General features: G+C 70.9%; 15 protein-coding genes. 9 read left to right on the top strand and 6 right to left on the bottom strand.

Annotation, left to right across the window (positions count from 1 at the left end):
- Window positions 1–19: 19 nt before the first annotated feature.
- From C4T78_RS24295 to C4T78_RS24280, 4 genes are all read left to right on the top strand, one after another.
- On the top strand, window positions 20–748 hold the full coding sequence (locus C4T78_RS24295; RefSeq protein WP_093354886.1) for a TIR domain-containing protein: 729 nt from the start codon (window positions 20–22) through the stop codon (window positions 746–748).
- The gene (locus C4T78_RS24290; RefSeq protein WP_093354889.1) at window positions 748–2,712 is read left to right on the top strand and encodes an ATP-binding protein; all 1,965 of its coding nucleotides are present in this window, start codon (window positions 748–750) and stop codon (window positions 2,710–2,712) included. The genes C4T78_RS24295 and C4T78_RS24290 overlap by 1 nt, the downstream gene beginning before the upstream one ends.
- Window positions 2,709–3,038 carry a hypothetical protein gene (locus tag C4T78_RS24285; RefSeq protein WP_093354892.1) on the top strand — a complete coding sequence of 110 codons (330 nt, stop codon included), beginning with the start codon at window positions 2,709–2,711 and terminating at the stop codon, window positions 3,036–3,038. Before C4T78_RS24290 ends, C4T78_RS24285 begins: the two co-directional genes overlap by 4 nt.
- A gap of 106 nt (window positions 3,039–3,144) precedes the next feature.
- A complete protein-coding gene (locus C4T78_RS24280; protein ID WP_093355283.1) occupies window positions 3,145–3,513 on the top strand; it encodes a VOC family protein in 369 nt (122 codons plus the stop codon).
- A gap of 7 nt (window positions 3,514–3,520) precedes the next feature.
- Here C4T78_RS24280 and C4T78_RS24275 read toward each other — a convergent pair whose 3' ends face one another.
- Window positions 3,521–3,937, bottom strand: a complete 417-nt coding sequence (locus C4T78_RS24275) for a MarR family transcriptional regulator (protein WP_093354894.1) — start codon at window positions 3,935–3,937, stop codon at window positions 3,521–3,523.
- A gap of 91 nt (window positions 3,938–4,028) precedes the next feature.
- On the opposite strand from C4T78_RS24275, the gene C4T78_RS24270 reads away from it, so the two are divergent.
- Together C4T78_RS24270 and C4T78_RS24265 are read left to right on the top strand one after the other, a co-directional pair.
- Window positions 4,029–5,105, top strand: coding sequence for a substrate-binding domain-containing protein (locus C4T78_RS24270; protein ID WP_235863656.1), 1,077 nt, complete (start codon window positions 4,029–4,031; stop codon window positions 5,103–5,105).
- An 85-nt stretch (window positions 5,106–5,190) separates the two neighbouring features.
- The gene (locus C4T78_RS24265; protein ID WP_093354897.1) at window positions 5,191–6,219 is read left to right on the top strand and encodes an aliphatic amidase; all 1,029 of its coding nucleotides are present in this window, start codon (window positions 5,191–5,193) and stop codon (window positions 6,217–6,219) included.
- 4 nt (window positions 6,220–6,223) lie between these two features.
- Here C4T78_RS24265 and surE read toward each other — a convergent pair whose 3' ends face one another.
- A complete protein-coding gene (surE, locus tag C4T78_RS24260; protein ID WP_177247665.1) occupies window positions 6,224–7,123 on the bottom strand; it encodes a 5'/3'-nucleotidase SurE in 900 nt (299 codons plus the stop codon).
- Between the two features lie 98 nt (window positions 7,124–7,221).
- On the opposite strand from surE, the gene C4T78_RS24255 reads away from it, so the two are divergent.
- Entirely contained in the window at window positions 7,222–8,079 is an 858-nt protein-coding gene (locus tag C4T78_RS24255; protein WP_093354902.1) for a LysR family transcriptional regulator, read from the top strand.
- Between the two features lie 8 nt (window positions 8,080–8,087).
- Here C4T78_RS24255 and C4T78_RS24250 read toward each other — a convergent pair whose 3' ends face one another.
- Window positions 8,088–8,588: a GNAT family N-acetyltransferase gene (locus tag C4T78_RS24250; RefSeq protein WP_093354904.1), complete on the bottom strand. Its 501-nt coding sequence runs from the start codon at window positions 8,586–8,588 to the stop codon at window positions 8,088–8,090.
- Window positions 8,589–8,748: 160 nt separating this feature from the next.
- On the opposite strand from C4T78_RS24250, the gene C4T78_RS24245 reads away from it, so the two are divergent.
- Window positions 8,749–10,722: a hydantoinase/oxoprolinase family protein gene (locus C4T78_RS24245; protein WP_093354907.1), complete on the top strand. Its 1,974-nt coding sequence runs from the start codon at window positions 8,749–8,751 to the stop codon at window positions 10,720–10,722.
- A complete protein-coding gene (locus C4T78_RS24240; protein WP_093354910.1) occupies window positions 10,719–12,281 on the top strand; it encodes a hydantoinase B/oxoprolinase family protein in 1,563 nt (520 codons plus the stop codon). Before C4T78_RS24245 ends, C4T78_RS24240 begins: the two co-directional genes overlap by 4 nt.
- Window positions 12,282–12,419: 138 nt before the next feature.
- Here the strand turns inward: C4T78_RS24240 and C4T78_RS24235 are convergent, their stop codons facing one another.
- The 3 genes from C4T78_RS24235 to C4T78_RS24225 are packed head-to-tail and all read right to left on the bottom strand — an operon-like array spanning window position 12,420 to window position 16,084.
- Window positions 12,420–13,352 (bottom strand): LysR family transcriptional regulator, encoded by a 933-nt coding sequence (locus tag C4T78_RS24235; RefSeq protein ID WP_143185923.1) that lies wholly within the window; start codon window positions 13,350–13,352, stop codon window positions 12,420–12,422.
- A gap of 37 nt (window positions 13,353–13,389) precedes the next feature.
- Entirely contained in the window at window positions 13,390–14,817 is a 1,428-nt protein-coding gene (locus C4T78_RS24230; protein WP_093354915.1) for an Nramp family divalent metal transporter, read from the bottom strand.
- Complete coding sequence (locus C4T78_RS24225) at window positions 14,804–16,084, bottom strand: MFS transporter (protein ID WP_093355288.1); 1,281 nt, start codon at window positions 16,082–16,084, stop codon at window positions 14,804–14,806. The genes C4T78_RS24230 and C4T78_RS24225 overlap by 14 nt, the downstream gene beginning before the upstream one ends.
- Window positions 16,085–16,133: the final 49 nt, after the last annotated feature.

Genomic DNA, 16,133 nt, shown 5'->3' with positions numbered 1-16,133 from the left:
CAACACGTGAGGTACCGCTGTGCCAGAAATCTTCGTCAACTACCGCACCGGCGACTGCGAAGAAACCGCCGTTGCGATCGAGCAAGGCCTGTCGACCCGGTTCGGCAGCGAGCGGATCTTCCGCGCCAGCAAGTCGATCCGCCCCGGTGAGAACTACCAGACCCGCCTGGCGACGGCATCCGCCGCCGCACGCGCGCTGCTGGTCCTGATCGGGCCGGGGTGGCTCGACGCGCGCGACGAGAACGGAAACCCCAAGCTGGCCGACGAGAACGACTGGACCCGCAAGGAGATCCTGAACGCGCGGGAGTCCGGGGCTCGCATCATCCCGATCCTGTGCGGCCGCAAGACCGACCGGTTGTCAGCGGCGAAGCTCCCAGCCGAACTCCGCTTCCTCGCCGACCTGCAGTCCATCGTCTACGACACCGGGAGCGCCGAAGCGGACATGGACAAGATCGCCGCCCACCTCGCCGAACTGGTGCCGGGTCTCGACTTCCGGAAGACACCGCGATCCCGGGCGGAGAACTCCATCACCGGCACCAACTCCGGAAACGCCGTGCAGACGCAGGAGATGAACAACGGCACCATCACGTTCAACAGCACGGAGTTCCACGGCTCGACGGGCCCGGTCTCCACCGGCAGCGGGAACCTGAACATCTTCCACGGTGACGGGACGAACTACGTGCAGGGCGACAACCTCGGCGGCATCCACCAGAACTTCGGTGCGAAGCGCAAGCGGAAGGACCGGTGATGGAGAACCACAGCGAATTCCACGACCAGGTGGGCCCGGTCCACTCCGGCTCGGGCGACATCAACATCTACGCGAACGCCCAGGAGAGCGTTCGGGCTCAGGCACGGGGTCGGAGAAGGAGCCTCGTCGAAGATCTCCAGCAGCTCCACCGGCAATTCGTCCCGCCGCCGAACTTGGGCTCGGCGCGCACCGAACTGGCCGCCTCGCACATCCTCCTGCTGACCGGCCCCGCTGGTTCCGGCCGTCGCTCCGCGGCGAGGATGCTGCTGCACGAGATCTCGGACGAGCGCACCCCGGTCGTCGAGCTCGACGACGAAGCCGCGGACCCGGAGTTCACGCTGCCCGAATTGAAGGTCGGAGCACGCCACCGATACGTGCTGGACCTGTCGGGCAGCACCGAGACTGTGTTCGCCCAGCGCCACCGCGAACTGCCCGCCTTCCGCCTCGCACTGCAGCAGGCCGATGCCCGGCTGATCGTCGTGGTACCGGATTCGCTCAACCACCACGTCGACGCTGAGCTCTCGAAGCACGCCGTCCGGATCGGCCGCCCGGACGGCGCCCAGGTTCTGAGAAGACACCTGGAGGCCGCCGAGGTCGCGCTCACCGACGGCTGGCTGGACGAGGACATCCGGAAGCGCACGCAGACCGCCTCGATGTCGGAAATCGCGAAGCTCGCGCAGTCGGCGGTCAAACTCCGCAGCACCTCACCTGCCAGTGAAATCAGCGCCCTGCTCCACGTGGCCGCGATCCTGCCCGATCGGCGTGATGAGGTCATCGCCCAGGTCAAGGAGCACGGGGGCGGCCGACCGCGGGCGGTGCTGTTCGCAGCGGCGATGTGCGCCGGGGCGACCAGCGACGCGGTCTTCTTCTCCTCCCACCGCCTGGTCGCGCAGCTCGCCGTCGAAGAGGCTCACCGGTTCGAGCAGGACGGCCACCACGACCACGTGCGGTCGCTGGACCTGAAGATGACCGCGGACAACCGCATCGAGTTCGCCAGGATCGACTACGACCGCGCGGTGCGCGAGTACTTCTGGGACAGTTACCCCGATCTGCGCAAGCAGTACTGCACCTGGGTGGACCAGACCGTCCGCGATCCGCTGCTCGACTCGCGGAACCGCCAGGACCTGGTGGACCGCGCGGTAGCGGAGGCCCTGCGGACCAATTCGCCGGGCCAGGTCAGATGGCTGATCGAGCGGTGGGTCTTCCCCACCGGCAACGCGCAGTGGAACCAGCTTCGGGACTTCGGCGTGCAGGCGCTCATCATCGGGTTGACCGACGAACGGCACGGCTGGTTCTTCCGCCGGATGATCTACGACTGGTCGAGGAGCAACGACTTGCCGCCATCCGTGGGCCAGATCCTGGTCAGTGTGTGCGTCGAGGTGATCGCGCCACGATTCCCCTCGCAGGCGCTGGTCCGGCTCCACCACCGTGCCCGCCGGGAGGACGGCTCGGGCAACCCGACTGCACGACAGGCGCTCGCCGAGCTCACCAGGCAGCACCCGATGTTGTGGCTGCTCCTGCTGGATCGCTTGGCGCAGGACATCAACCGGGGCAAGGACTGGCCAGCCGATCTGCACCTGTTCCTCGACCTCGCCGATCCGTGGCACATCGCAGGCGGACCGCAGCCGCTGATCACCGACGCCGTCGTCCGCGGTCAGCTGGTGCTGTGCTGGTACAAGGCGCTGCTCTCGGCAGCCGATCCCGTGTGGAATCGGGTGTGCGACTGGCTCACCGCAGCCGCCCAATGCGCTCAGTACGACGCTCTGCTCGGGATCCTGGTCGATTCGGCGTACCAGAACGTTTCGCTGCTCGGGTCGCTGCACGTCGTCGCGCGTGACTGGAGCGCCTCCCCCAACGGACGTCCCGAAGCTGCCGTGCGGCTGTCGCAGCTGATCGACATGGCACAGGGCCTGCAAGCCACCGACTACGCCTACGACCGAATGCCCGAGGAGGCCGTTCGATGAGCAAGGAGAGCAAGACCCTCTACCTCGGCCTGTCCCTGGCCGCGGCGCTGCCGCTGCTGCTGGGCCTGCTGCTGGGGTGGCCGGCCTGGGTGACCGTGCCGCTGTGCGCGGCCGTGCTCTACGGCATCTACCAGAAGCTGATGCACGGCACCAGGACCGCCAGCGATCACGTCGGGATCGTGCTGGACAAGATCGGTCTGCACGCCGGGAACCCGGTCCGGGATCTCACCGCGCACCGCATCGCGAAGCTGATCGAGGCCGGTGGGAACCGGGCGGTGGCCGAACAGGTCCGGGAGAAGTTCGACGCGCCCCGCCCGTTCATCTGAGGGAATAGCGCCGGTGGTGGTTTCCGTTGCACCGGTATAGCGGGTGGCCGTCGTTCGGGGCGTGTTCCGGGCGGCGGCGGTGCGCGGAACCGATCGAGGAGTGATCATGGGGATCGAGCTGAACCACACCATCGTCGGAGCGCGGGACAAGCACGCATCCGCACGGTTCCTGGCCGATGTCCTCGGCGTCGAGGTCGGTGCCGAGACCGGGCCGTTCGTGCCGGTCGTGCTCGACAACTCCGCCACGCTCGACTACATGACGCAGAGCGACGTGCGGCCGCAGCACTACGCCTTCCTGGTCGACGAGGCCCGGTTCGACGAGGCTTTCGGGCGGATCCGCGACGCCGGGATCGCCTACTGGGCCGACCCGGGCCACCAGACTCCCGGCGAGATCAACCACCGCTGGGGCGGTCGGGGCGTCTACTTCGACGATCCCGACGGGCACAACATGGAGCTGCTGACCAAGGCTCCGTGACCGTCCACTAAGGCCGGCCCTCGGCCAGGTCGCGGAGGGAGTCGAGCAGACCGGCGCCGGAGCGCAGGCCGGTCAGCAGCTCCCGCTCCACGGCGGCCACCCGCGGCGCGATGCGGCGGTGCGCGTGCTGGCCCCGGCGGCTGAGGTGCACCAGGACCTTGCGGCGGTCCGCCGGGTCGACCTCGCGGTACAGCAGCGCGTTGGTGACCAGGCGGTCCACCAGGCGGGTCAGGGTCGGTCCGGGCGTCGCGGTGCGCTCGGCCAGTTCGGCCATCGCCAGGCCGCTGTCGGTGGCCAGTGCGTCCAGCACCAGCCACTGGTCGAAGGTCAGGTCCTCCGGTTTGAGCACCTGTTCGACGTCGGCGACGACCGCGCGCGCCGCCCGGACCAACGGGCCGGCCAGTGCTGTGGTGGCTGCTCGCATGCGTTTGCGTCCTCACTCTTGCGCGATCCTGCCCGGATAGTAAAACTTCCAGGTGGAAGCAATCGAGCGTCCACACCGTTTCGGAGCCCGGATGACGACAGGCCCAGCGCTCCGCGAGCGCACCGCGCAGTGGCGCGTGGGCATGGTGATCCCGTTGCGCGGCCCGGCCGGGCTGTTCGGCCCGTCGTGCGAGGCGATCACCGAGCTCGCGGTGCACGAGCTCAACGGGGCGCGCGGCATCCTCGGCCGGGAGGTCGCGGTGGAGATCGTGGACGGCGGCGCGCCGCCGCACGAGGTCGCCGCGGAAGTCCGGCGGCTGGTCGAGCGCGGCGCGGTGGACGCGGTCAGCGGCTGGCACATCTCCTCGGTGCGGCACGCGATCGCGCCCGTCGTGGCCGGCCGGGTGCCCTACGTCTACACCTCGCTGTACGAGGGCGGTGAGCGGCGGGCGGGCATCTTCTGCTCCGGTGAGACACCGCGCTTCCAGATCGCCCCGGCGCTGCGGTGGTTGCGCGACAACCTCGGCGTCCGCCGCTGGTTCGTGGTCGGGGACGACTACGTGTGGCCGCACGGCTCGACCAGGGCGATCCGCACCTTCGCGCACGAGCTGGATCTGCGCATCACCGGCGAGACCTACGTCGGGCTGGGCTCCGGCGACATGCGGCGGGTGACCAGGCAGGTGGCCGCCGCGCCGTGCGACGGCGTGCTGATGCTGCTCGTCGGCCAGGACGCGGTGCGGTTCAACCGGGCCTTCGCCGCCGAGGGCCTGCACGACAGGCTGGTGCGGTTCAGCCCGCTCATGGAGGAGAGCATGCTGCTGGCCAGCGGCGCGCACGCCACGCGCGGGCTGTTCGTCGCCGCCGGGTACTTCCGCTCGCTGGCCACCGGGCACGCGATGGACCTGCTCAGCTCGTACGTCCGGCTGCACGGGCCGAGCGCGCCGCCGCTGAACAACGCCGCCGAGTCCTGCTACGAGGGACTGCACGCGCTGGCCGAGCTCGCCCGCCGGGCGGATTCGCCGGGCCTCGCCGAGTTCAACGCCGCGATCGACGGCACCGCTTACGAGGGCCCGCGCGGCACCGTCGAGTTCCGCGGGCAGCAGGCGGCCCAGCACGTGCACCTGGCCGTCGCCGACGGCTACGACTTCGACGTCATCACCCGGCTCTAGAACACCGCGCTTGACGGCACCACCGCGCCGTTTTACTTTCATTCGGAATAATTCCACATGAAAATTCCTGCTCGCGGAGGCAGCGATGCGACACGGAGACATCTCAGCCAGCCCGGACACCGTCGGCGTGGCGGTGGTCAACTACAAGATGCCGCGGTTGCACACCAAGGCCGAAGTTCTCGACAACGCGCAGCGGATCGCGGAGATGGTGGTCGGCATGAAGACCGGCCTGCCCGGCATGGACCTCGTCGTGTTCCCGGAGTACTCGACGCAGGGCATCATGTACGACCGCGACGAGATGTTCGCGACCGCCTCCACCGTGCCCGGCGAGGAGACCGAGATCTTCGCCGAAGCGTGCCGCCGGGCCGAGACCTGGGGCGTCTTCTCCATCACCGGCGAACGGCACGAGGAGCACCCGGCCAAACCCCCGTACAACACGCTGGTGCTGCTCAACGACCGCGGCGAGATCGTGCAGAAGTACCGCAAGGTGCTGCCGTGGGTGCCCATCGAGGGCTGGTACCCGGGCGACACCACGCACGTCGCCGACGGCCCCAAGGGCATGAAGATCTCTCTGATCATCTGCGACGACGGCAACTACCCGGAGATCTGGCGGGACTGCGCGATGAAGGGCGCCGAGCTGATCGTGCGCTGCCAGGGCTACATGTACCCGGCCAAGGAGCAGCAGGTCCTGATGTCCAAGGCGATGGCGTGGGCGAACAACTGCTACGTCGCGGTGGCCAACGCCGCTGGATTCGACGGCGTCTACTCCTACTTCGGCCACTCGGCGATCATCGGCTTCGACGGCCGCACCCTCGGCGAGACCGGCGAGGAGGAGTACGGCATCCAGTACGCCCAGCTGTCGGTCTCGGCGATCCGCGACGCGCGCCGCCACGACCAGTCGCAGAACCACCTCTTCAAGCTGCTGCACCGCGGCTACTCCGCGGTGCACGCGGCCGGTGAGGGCGACAAGGGCATCGCCGACTGCCCGTTCGACTTCTACCGGAACTGGGTGACCGATCCGCAGCGCGCGCAGAAGGAGGTCGAGTCCTTCACCCGCGACACGATCGGCGTCCGGGACTGCGAGGTCGGTTCGCTGCCGACCGAGCCGAGCTGAGCGCTCACGGCGCTCCGAGGCGTTGCCGGATCGACGATCGAACCCGCTCGTCGGCCGTCCAGTCACCGTCGAGCGGTGTGATGGAGACGTAGTCGGCCGCCAGCGCGTTGTTGTCGGAGTCGCGCACCGGGTCCGGTGATGCGTCGAACGCGGGCCGGATGACGTAGCAGTCGGGGCACAGATCGGTGCGCTCGTAGGTCGGCCGGACGAACGCCGACCGACCGGTCGAGGTCACCCGCGTGCCCTCGACCTCGGAGGCGACCGGGTAGTTGATGTTGAGCGCGATGTGCCGCGGCAGCAGCGGCCCACCGTTCGAGGTGCTCCGCAGCCGGTCGAGGACGCGGGCCGCGTACTCGGCGGCGGCGGGCGCCGAGCCGACCTGCGGCGGATCGGTGCTGACATCGATCTCGACGCTGACCGCGACGGCGGGGATGCCCAGCTCCCCGCCGGCGATGGTGGCGCCGACCGTGCCGGAGTGGTTGGCGACCGCTCCGGAGTTCTGCCCCGGGTTCACGCCGGAGACCACGACGTCCGGCGGGTCGGCGGCGAAGACGTTCTGGACCCCGAACAGCACCGCGTCACCGGGCGATCCGCACACCGCCCAGACGTCCGGGGCCAGCCGCTTCGCCGTGATCGTGTTCTCCGGCGTCGGCTCCCCGGTCGCGTAGTGCGAGGACAGCTCGGTGCCGCTGCCGCTCTGGTCGTCGCACGGGGCGACGACGGTCACCCGGTGCCCGGCAGCGGTCAGCGCCTGCTTCAGGACCGCGAGCGTGGGTGCCGCATGCCCGTCGTCGTTGGTCAGCAGGATGTCCAGCGATTGCTGCGCGGGACTCGCCGCAGCCGTCGCGAGCATGCCCGCGACCGCGGCCGTCGAAGCCGCCCACCATCGGAAACTCCGCCTCATGACGCCGCCTCTCCTCGGGTGAACCGGAGTTCCCATGACATCGGACCAACCAAGCACTTGTCCAAGTCCGGTTCGGTTTGCTTCGATGCCCACTGGACATGAACCTGCAGCAGCTGCGCTATCTCGTGGCCGTCATCGAGCACGGCACGATGACGGCTGCCGCTCGCGCGCTGCACGTCTCCCAGCCCGCGCTCGGGCGTGCGGTGCGGGCGCTGGAGCGGGAGATCGGCGCGTCGCTGCTCACCTCGGACGGACAGCGGTTGCGCCCGACACCGGCCGGGCTGGCGGTCGCCGCCCACGCGCGATCGATCTCCGACCACATCGCCGACATCCTGTCTTTGGGCGGAGATCGCGAGCTCGTGCTGGCGGCCACGCCCACGCTCGGCGCCGGGACGGCACCACGACTCCTGCGCGTGCTGACCGAACGGTGCCCGACGGCGACGGTGTCCCTGGCGCGGCGCGACGGTCCCGGCGAAGTCGCCGCCATGGTGCGCAGCGGGCAGGCGATGGCCGGTGTCGTCGAGCTCCCCGCACCGGACCACGTGCTCGACGGGTTGGGCACCGCATCGCTGGGACGCCGCGAGATCGTGCTGCTGTGCCCGACCGGCATTCCGGTGCGCGAACCGCTCCCCCACGCCGACCTCGGCGGGCTGCCGCTGATCGTGCCCGCGAGCGGTCACCGGCGCAGGCAGCTCGACCTGTGGTTCGCCTCGCTCGGCATCCGCCCGCGCGTGGTGTGCGAGACCGATGAGCGCCTCGCTTGGGAGCACTTGGTCGGATCCGGGCTCGGTTGCGCGTTCACCGACCGCTGGCACGCCGAGCACGCGCCGGTGCGGGGCACCTGCGTCGTGGAGCTGGCACCACCGGTGCGCACCCACGTGAAGTTGCTGTACCGCAAGGACAATCCCGACCGCACGCTCCGGGCGCTGCTGGACGGCCTGCCGCGCGCGCCGTGAGCGGTCGCTCAGATCCGCTGGACCAGCAGCTGCCCCGGCCAGTCGCCGACGGTGAACGGGCTGGTCGCGGTGAAGCCGTTGCGGCGGTAGTAGTCGACCAGGCGGCCTTCGCTCCCGGCGTAGCAGTCGACGCGCAGCAGGCCGACGCCGAGGCGCTCCGCTTCTCGCCGGGCGTGCGCGAGCAATCCGCTGCCGACGCCGTTGCCCGCGTACCTCCGGGAGCTGACCAGGAGGTTGATGTAGAGCTCCGGCTCGTCGACCGCCGGGACGTAGGGCTGCCGCTCGGGCGAGACGACCATGGCACCCGCCGCGCGGCCGCCCACCTCGGCGATCCAGGTGGTGCCGCCGTCGACCAGGCCGGCGATCTGGTCCTGGCGCTTCTGCGTCGCGGACCAGGGATCGGTGCCCCACTGGCCCGACCGGCCGTGCGCGACGAGCCACTCCACGGCCTCGTCCAGCATCTCCAGGATCCTCGGCACATCAGCGGAACCGCCTCGGCGGATCTCCATCGCATTCCTCCCGGTTCATCAGCAGCCGGAGCTTCGCACGACCGGCGTCCCGCGCCAAGGGTCACGGCGCTCAGCGGGTTCTCGTCACCGATGCCCAGGCGGGCGCCGCCGAGGGCGAAGAAGGGCGCCTCGTGCCCAGCGGGATGGCCGCGGTGGCGCGATGATGGCCTCGGGTGTCGTGATGTCGGACGAGGTCGAGGCGTGTGCCGGGGTGGACGTCGGAGGCACGTTCACCGATGTGGTCCTGCGCGCCCCCGGCCGCAGGCCGAAGGCCGTCAAGGTGCCCACCACCCCGGGCGATCCCGCCGAGGGCGTCCGGCGCGGTGTCCGGGAGAGCCTGCCCGACGGCACCCTGCGCCTGCTCCCGCACGGCTCCACCACCGCGACGAACGCCGTGCTGGAGCGCGAGGTCGCGCGCACCGCCTTCGTCACCACCGCCGGTTTCAGCGACGTGCTGCAGATCGCCCGGCAGAACCGCCCGGCGCTCTACGACCTGTCGGTCATCAAACCCGAACCGCTCGTCCCCCGGGAACTGGTGGTCGCGGTCGAGGAGCGGATGGGCCCGGACGGCGAGCCCGTCATCGCCCTCACCGATGCCGAAATCGAACGCGTGGTCGCCGCCGTGCGGCGGCTGGAGCCCGAGTCGATCGCGGTGAGCCTGCTGTTCTCCTACGCCTGCGACGACCACGAGCGGCGGCTGTGCGCGGCGCTGGCCGAGGTGGGCGTGCCGATCACCCGCTCCAGCGCGCTGCTGCCGGAGTTCCGCGAGTTCGAGCGGGCCTCCACCTGCGTGCTCAACGCGGCGATCGAGCCGGTGATGCACCGGTACCTGTCCGGCCTGGTCTCCCGCCTGCCCGGGCCGGTGATCACCGTGATGACCTCCGGCGGCGGCACCGCGGGGGTGGATTTCGCCGCGACCGCCCCGGTGCACACTCTGCTGTCCGGACCGGCCGCCGGCGTGGTGGCGGCCGGTGCGGTGGCGCGCTCGGCCGGGTTCGACGACGCGATCGCCTTCGACATGGGCGGCACCTCCACCGATGTCTGCCTGATCCGCGACGGGCGTCCCGAGGTGTCGACCGGCTCGGAGATCGCCGGGCTGCCCTTCCGCACCCCGGCCGTCGGGATCCACACCGTGGGAGCCGGAGGCGGCTCGATCGCCTGGGTCGACGCGGGTGGCGCGCTGCGCGTCGGGCCGCGTTCGGCCGGTGCGGATCCCGGCCCCGCCTGCTACGGAGCGGGCGGCCGGGAACCGACCGTGACCGATGCCCACTGCGCGCTGGGGCACCTGGATCCGGCCCGGGAGTTCGGCGGCGGGCTGCGCCTGGACGCCGAGGCGGCGCGCCGCGCGCTGGCCGAGCTGCCGGAACCGGCCTCGGGTGTGCTGGCGGTGGTCCGGGCGACGATGGCGCGGGCGCTGCGCAAGGTCAGCACCGAACGAGGTGTCGATCCGGCCGGGCTGGCACTGGTCGCCTACGGCGGCGCGGGGCCGCTGCACGCGACCGCGCTGGCGCGCGAGCTCGGCTGCCCCGCGGTGGTGGTTCCCCCGGCGCCGGGAGTGCTCAGCGCGCTCGGCCTGCTGCTGGCCCCGCCGCGCTTCGAGGCCTCGCGGACGGTGCTGGCCGATGCCGGCGACGACCTGTCGCAGACCTGGTCGGAGCTCGCCGAGGAAGCCTGGCGCGAACTCGAGAAGCAAGGTGTCACAACCGATATCTCACTGTCCAAAGTGGCCGATATGCGGTACGCGGGACAGTCGCACGAGCTGCGCGTCGACGTCGACGGCGAAACCGGCACCGCCGAACTGCTGCACGCCGCGCACCACGAGGCCTACGGCTACGAGATCCGCGACGAGCGCGTCGAGGTGGTGACGGTGCGGGTCGTCGCCCAGGGCGAGCCAGTGCTCACCGCCCCACCGGTCGACTGGGAGCAGGGCAGCCCGCAGCGCGAGCACGACCGCGAGATCGGCATCGGCGACCAGGTGGTGCGCGCCCGCGTGGTCGCGCGGGCCGCGCTGCGGCCGGGCGATGAGATCACCGGCCCGGCGCTGGTCGAGCAGCCGGACACCACGACGCTGCTCGGCGACGGTGAAGCGGCGGTGGTGGACGATGCGGAGAACCTGGTGGTGCGGTTGTCATGACGGAACTCTCCGCGGTGGAACTGGAGGTCTTCCGGCACGCGCTGGCCGGGGTGGCCGACGAGATGGGCGTGGCCCTGCGCCGCGCCGCCTACTCCCCCAACATCAAGGAGCGCGCCGACTGCTCGGCCGCGGTGTTCGACGCCGACGGCGAGATGGTCGCGCAGGCCGAGCACATCCCGGTGCACCTCGGCGCGATGCCCGCCGGCGTGCGCGCGGTGCTGGACACCTTCGGGCAGCTCGAACCGGGTGCGCAGGTGTGCGTCAACGACCCGTACCTGGGCGGCACCCACCTGCCTGACCTGACGATCGTCGCCGCGGTCGGCTACGGCGACCGGCTGCTGGGCTACGTGGCCAACCGCGCCCACCACGCCGACGTCGGCGGCGCGGCACCGGGTTCGATGCCCGCATCGGCCACCGAGATCGCGGCGGAGGGCGTGCGCATCCCGCCCGTCCGCATCGCCGACGCCGAGGGCGAGCGCGAGGACGTCGTCCGCCTGATCGCGGCGAACTCGCGCACTCCCGGCGAACGGCGCGGCGACCTGCGCGCCCAGTTCGCGGCCAACCACGTCGGCGCGCTGCGGATGCGCGAACTCGCGCACCGGGCGGGCTCGGCCCGGCTGCGCGCGGCGATGTCGGCGGTGTGCGACTACTCCGACCGCCGGGTGCGCGCGGCGATCCGCGAGATCCCCGACGGCTGCTACCGCTGCGAGGACGAGCTGGAGATCGGTGACGGCGTGCCGATCCGCGCGGCGGTGACCGTCGCCGGGGACGAGGTGTCGATCGATTTCACCGGCAGCGCCGCCCAGATCCCGGTGAACTGCAACGCGGTGTTCGCGGTGACGCTGTCGGCGTCGATGTTCGTCCTGCGGATGCTCACCGATCCCGACGCGCCGCCCAACGCGGGCTGCTACCGCGCGCTGCGCGTGACCGCTCCCGAGGGCACCGTGGTCAACCCGGTGTTCCCGGCACCGACGGCGGCGGGCAACGTCGAGACCAGCCAGCGCATCGTGGACGTCCTGCTCGGCGCGTTCGCCCAGGCCATCCCCGACCGCGTCCCGGCGGCGAGCCAGGGAACCATGAACAACCTGCTCATCGGCGGCAGCGATCCGGCGTTCAGCTACTACGAGACGCTCGGCGGCGGCGAGGGCGGAACTCCCGACCGCCCGGGCATGTCCGGCGTCCACACCGGCATGACCAACACCCGCAACACACCGGCCGAAGCGGTGGAACTCGGCTACCCGCTGCGGGTCTGGCGCTACGAACTGCGCCCGTCCTCCGGCGGCGACGGCCACCACCCCGGCGGCGAAGGCCTGGTGCGCGAACTGGAAGCCCTCGCCGACTGCACCCTGACCATCCAGTCCGAGCGCCGCGCCAACGCCCCGCGAGGCGCCCGGGGCGGCCGTCCCGGCGCGGTCGGCCGCAACGTCCTCGTCCGGGCCGACGGAACCGAGCACGAGCTCTCGTCGAAGGGCACCTGGCCGCTGCGCCGAGGGGACCGCATCCGCATCGAAACACCAGGTGGCGGAGGCTGGGGAAAGCCGGCTGAAGAGTTACCCTGAACGTGCGGACCGGGCGCTCCGCGCTGGCACGTGGAGCATTCGAACCCCCGGCCGACGGAGCCTCCGACCCCAGCGGCCGGAGGCTTCCGTTGGTCACGTGGCGGTGACGGCCGAAGGCGCGGTGGCCCTCACGGAGTCCTACGTCAGGCTCAGGTCCGGGAGCGGGGCTTCGGCCAGGAGGGTGCGGAGGGCTTCTGCGGGTTTGGTGGTGGTTCGGTCGGTTCGCCACCACAGGGCCACTTCGTGGGCTCTGGGCTCGTCCTCGACCGGGGCGATGCGGACGCCTTCGGTGTTGGCCGCCAGGACTGCCAGGGCGTTCGTCACGCCTACCGCCGTTCCCGCGCGCACCAGGGCGATCAGGGTTTGGGACTGGTTGGTGCGGAAGACGACTTCGGGCGTCAGGCCCGCTCGTTGGAAGGCCAGCGCCGCAGCGGCGTGGTCGTTGCCGCGGGCGCCGTTGTCCCCTGCCGCGATCAGCGGGCGGGTGGCCAGGTCCGCCAGGCGCAGCGGGCCGTCCGCGGGTTCCCGCGCGGGCAGCACCGCGACCAGCGGTTCCCGCCACAGCGTCCGGCAGGTCAGCGCGTCGCTGGACGGGACGGGCAGCAGCGGCCGGACCGCCAGGTCGACCTCGCCGGACAGCAGCGCCGCCTCCAGCTCCAGCGCCGTGCCCTCCCGCAGCACCAGCTCCACACCCGGGTAGCGCTTCGCGCACTGCTCGAACAGGAACGGGAACAGGTGCGCTGCCGCGCTGGGACATGCGCCGAGCCGGACCTTGCCGTGCACTCGCCGCGCGGCTCGCGCCGCCTCGTCGCTGGCCGCTTGCAGGTGCTGCAGCATGCCTCGGGCGTGGGGCAGCAGCTCGCGGCCTTCGGCGGTCAGCTCCACGGGCGTGCACGTGCGGTCGAACAGCCGCACGCCCAGCGCCCGTTCCAGCTCGGCGACGTGGGTGCTGATCCTCGACTGCGAGCGGTACAGGGCCTGGGCCGCGGCGGAGAAACCACCGTGCTCCACCACGGACGTGAAGCTGACGAACCAGTCCAGCCGGAAGCGGTACGCCTCCGCCGCCTTCACCGCGACCACCTCGTGTTCACCGGGCAGATGATCGCGGTCAGCCGAACACCTTGTCCAGCTGCTGGAGCACCGTCAGCACCGCGAGCACGCCGAAGAGCAGGATCGACCAGACCAGCGCCACCAGCCGGTAGCCGCGGACGCGGATCGGGGCGGGCAGCATCTTGCGGTTGATCGCGATCAGCAGGCCGGAGTAGATGAACATCATCACCCCGCCCGTGCAGGCCGAGATCGTCGCCAGCAGCAGCGGCTGGCCGAGCCCGGCGATGATCACGACGATGCCGATCAGCACCAGCCCCCACACCAGCGCGGCGTAGATCGCGCTCTCCGATGCCTTCGGGAAGTACGTCGTCTTCAGCACGTCGGCGGCCAGCCTGCTGGTGTAGTCGACGATGCCCAGCGCCGCTGCGAACAGCGAGAACGCGCCCACCAGCCAGAAGAAGTAGCCGAACCAGCCGCCGGCCGCGGCCATCATCGCCTCGCCCTCGACGCGCAGGAACGACACGTCGTTGGACACCTCTCCGGAGCCGAAGACGGTCGCGTGGGCCAGCAGCGACATGAACACGATGGACAGGAACGTGATGGCCACGAAGGTCAGCGCCTGCTCCTTGTTGGCGAAGCGCCACCACACCCGCCAGCGGCCCAGGTTCTCCTCGGTGGCCGGGAAGATGAACCCGGCCTGCCCGCGCGCCTCGGTCTCGCCGGTCAGCGGTGAGACGATCTTCGGCACGTAGCGGCCCATGCCGAAGCCCTTGTCCCGGATCCAGTTGCTCTGCACCAGGTTCTGGCCGCCGCCCGCACCGGCGAAGGCCAGCGCGCCCATCAGCACGGCGAAACCCAGCTCAGCGGCCGGGAACCGCGGTTCCGAGACGATCGTGGGCAGCGCGCTCCAGGTGCGGGCGCCGAGGACGAACAGCGAGCCGATCACGATGAGCAGCAGGATCGCGGCCACCTTGACCATCTGCGCCCGTTCCAGCGCCGTGTAGACCGCGGGCGCCAGGGTGAGGATCAGCGCCACCACGACGAGGATCACCACCGACACCACCGCGACGTCGCCGCCGAAGACGTAGGTGAACAGCGTCGCCGAGCTGGTCGCCCAGGCGGGCCACAGGTTCGCGAAGTAGGCCAGCACCGCGAACACCAGGCCCCAGTGCTTCCACAACCGGCTGAACCCGGTGACCGCGGTCTCCCCGGTGGCCAGCGTGTAGCGCTCGATCTCCATGTTCAGGAAGTACTGCGTGAGCAGGCCCAGCAGCGCTGCCCACACGAAGGTCAGGCCGACCTGCGAGGTGATGTAGGGGAACAGGATGAACTCGCCGCTGGCCAGGCCCACGCCCGCGGCGACGATGCCGGGGCCGATCAGCCGCCACTGCCGGGCAGGTGGTTCCGGCAGGTCGCGCACCTGCGGGCGCGGGATGTGCTCGTCCGGGAAGGCCTTCGCCGGATCGGTCGGGTCAGCCTCGGCCATCTGCACCCCTCCGTTGCTCTACAGTGGACTTCACCGGCTCCGGGCCGACGGGTCTGCCGACCAGGAACGCGTAGCTGAGCGCGGCGGCGATGGCGATCCCGCTGGCCGCCAGCAGCGCGATCACGAACGATCCCGTGCGGTCCACGATGATGCCGGTGATCAGCGGCGCGAACGCACCGCCGAAGTAGCCGCCGAAGTTCTGCAGGCTGCCCAGCGAGGCGGTGATCCGCTCGGCGCCGACGGTGGCGGCCAGCGACCAGGCACCGGCGCTGGCGTTGTTCATGAAGAACTGCGACGCGGAGATGCACACCAGCGCGAGCGCGGTGCTCGGGGTGAGCGCGACCGGGATGGTGCACAGCCCGCCGAGCAGCAGCCCGGCGCAGATCGGCACCTTGCGCGCGATCATCGTCGAAAACCCGCGCCGCACCAGCAGATCACCGACGCCGCCGCCGGAGAGCATGCCGAGGGTGCCTGCGAGGTAGGGCACGACGAGCGCGATGCCGGTGTCGGCCACGCTCAGACCGCGCTCGCTCGACAGGTAGGCGGGCAGCCACGTCAGGTACAGGTAGATGGAGTAGATGACGCCGGAGAAGCCGATCATCATTCCCCAGGTGCTGCGGTGGCGCAGCAGGCCCAGCCATTCGCGCAGCGACACCGGTTCCGGGGCCGGCCCGGGTTCGGCGGACAGCTGCGCGCGATCCCGGTAGACGGCGAACCAGATCAGCGCGAGCACGATGCCGGCGACGCCGGCCACCACGAACATGGTGCGCCACCCGTAGCTGAGCATCAGCCAGGTCAGCAGCGGCGGTGCGATGGCCGGTGCCAGCGTGGAGGCGGTGTTGAACAGCCCGATCGGCAACCCGCGGGATTCGCGCGGGAACCAGTCGGCGACGACCTTGGCCCCGCCGGGGAAGGCGGGCGCCTCGCCCACGCCGAGGAACAGCCGCCCGAACAGCATCTGCTTGAAGTTGGCGGCGACACCGCAGAACGCCTGCGCGACCGACCACAGCAGCAGCCCGCCGCCGAGCACCTTCCGCGGCCCGAACCGGTCGAGCAGCCCTCCGGCGGGCAGCTGCGCGAAGGCGTAGGCCCAGGAGAACACCGACAGCAGCAGCCCCATCTCGGTCGGCCCGATGCCGAACTCGTCCTGCACGCTGTGGTTGGCGATGGCCAGCGTGCTGCGGTCGACGTAGTTGATGATGCCGATGAGCAGCAGCATGACGAGGAGCAGGACGCGCATCCGGCGGATGCCCTGCGGTGGCCTCATGCGGTCTCCCCGGACGACGGTGTCCCAGTAGGGCCGTGGAACCGACCGC

The organism is Saccharopolyspora kobensis, from assembly GCF_900108315.1.
Taxonomy (GTDB): Bacteria; Actinomycetota; Actinomycetes; order Mycobacteriales; family Pseudonocardiaceae; genus Saccharopolyspora; species Saccharopolyspora kobensis.
Note: the sequence above shows the minus strand (reverse complement) of the source record. Positions and strands in the feature narration are given on the sequence as shown.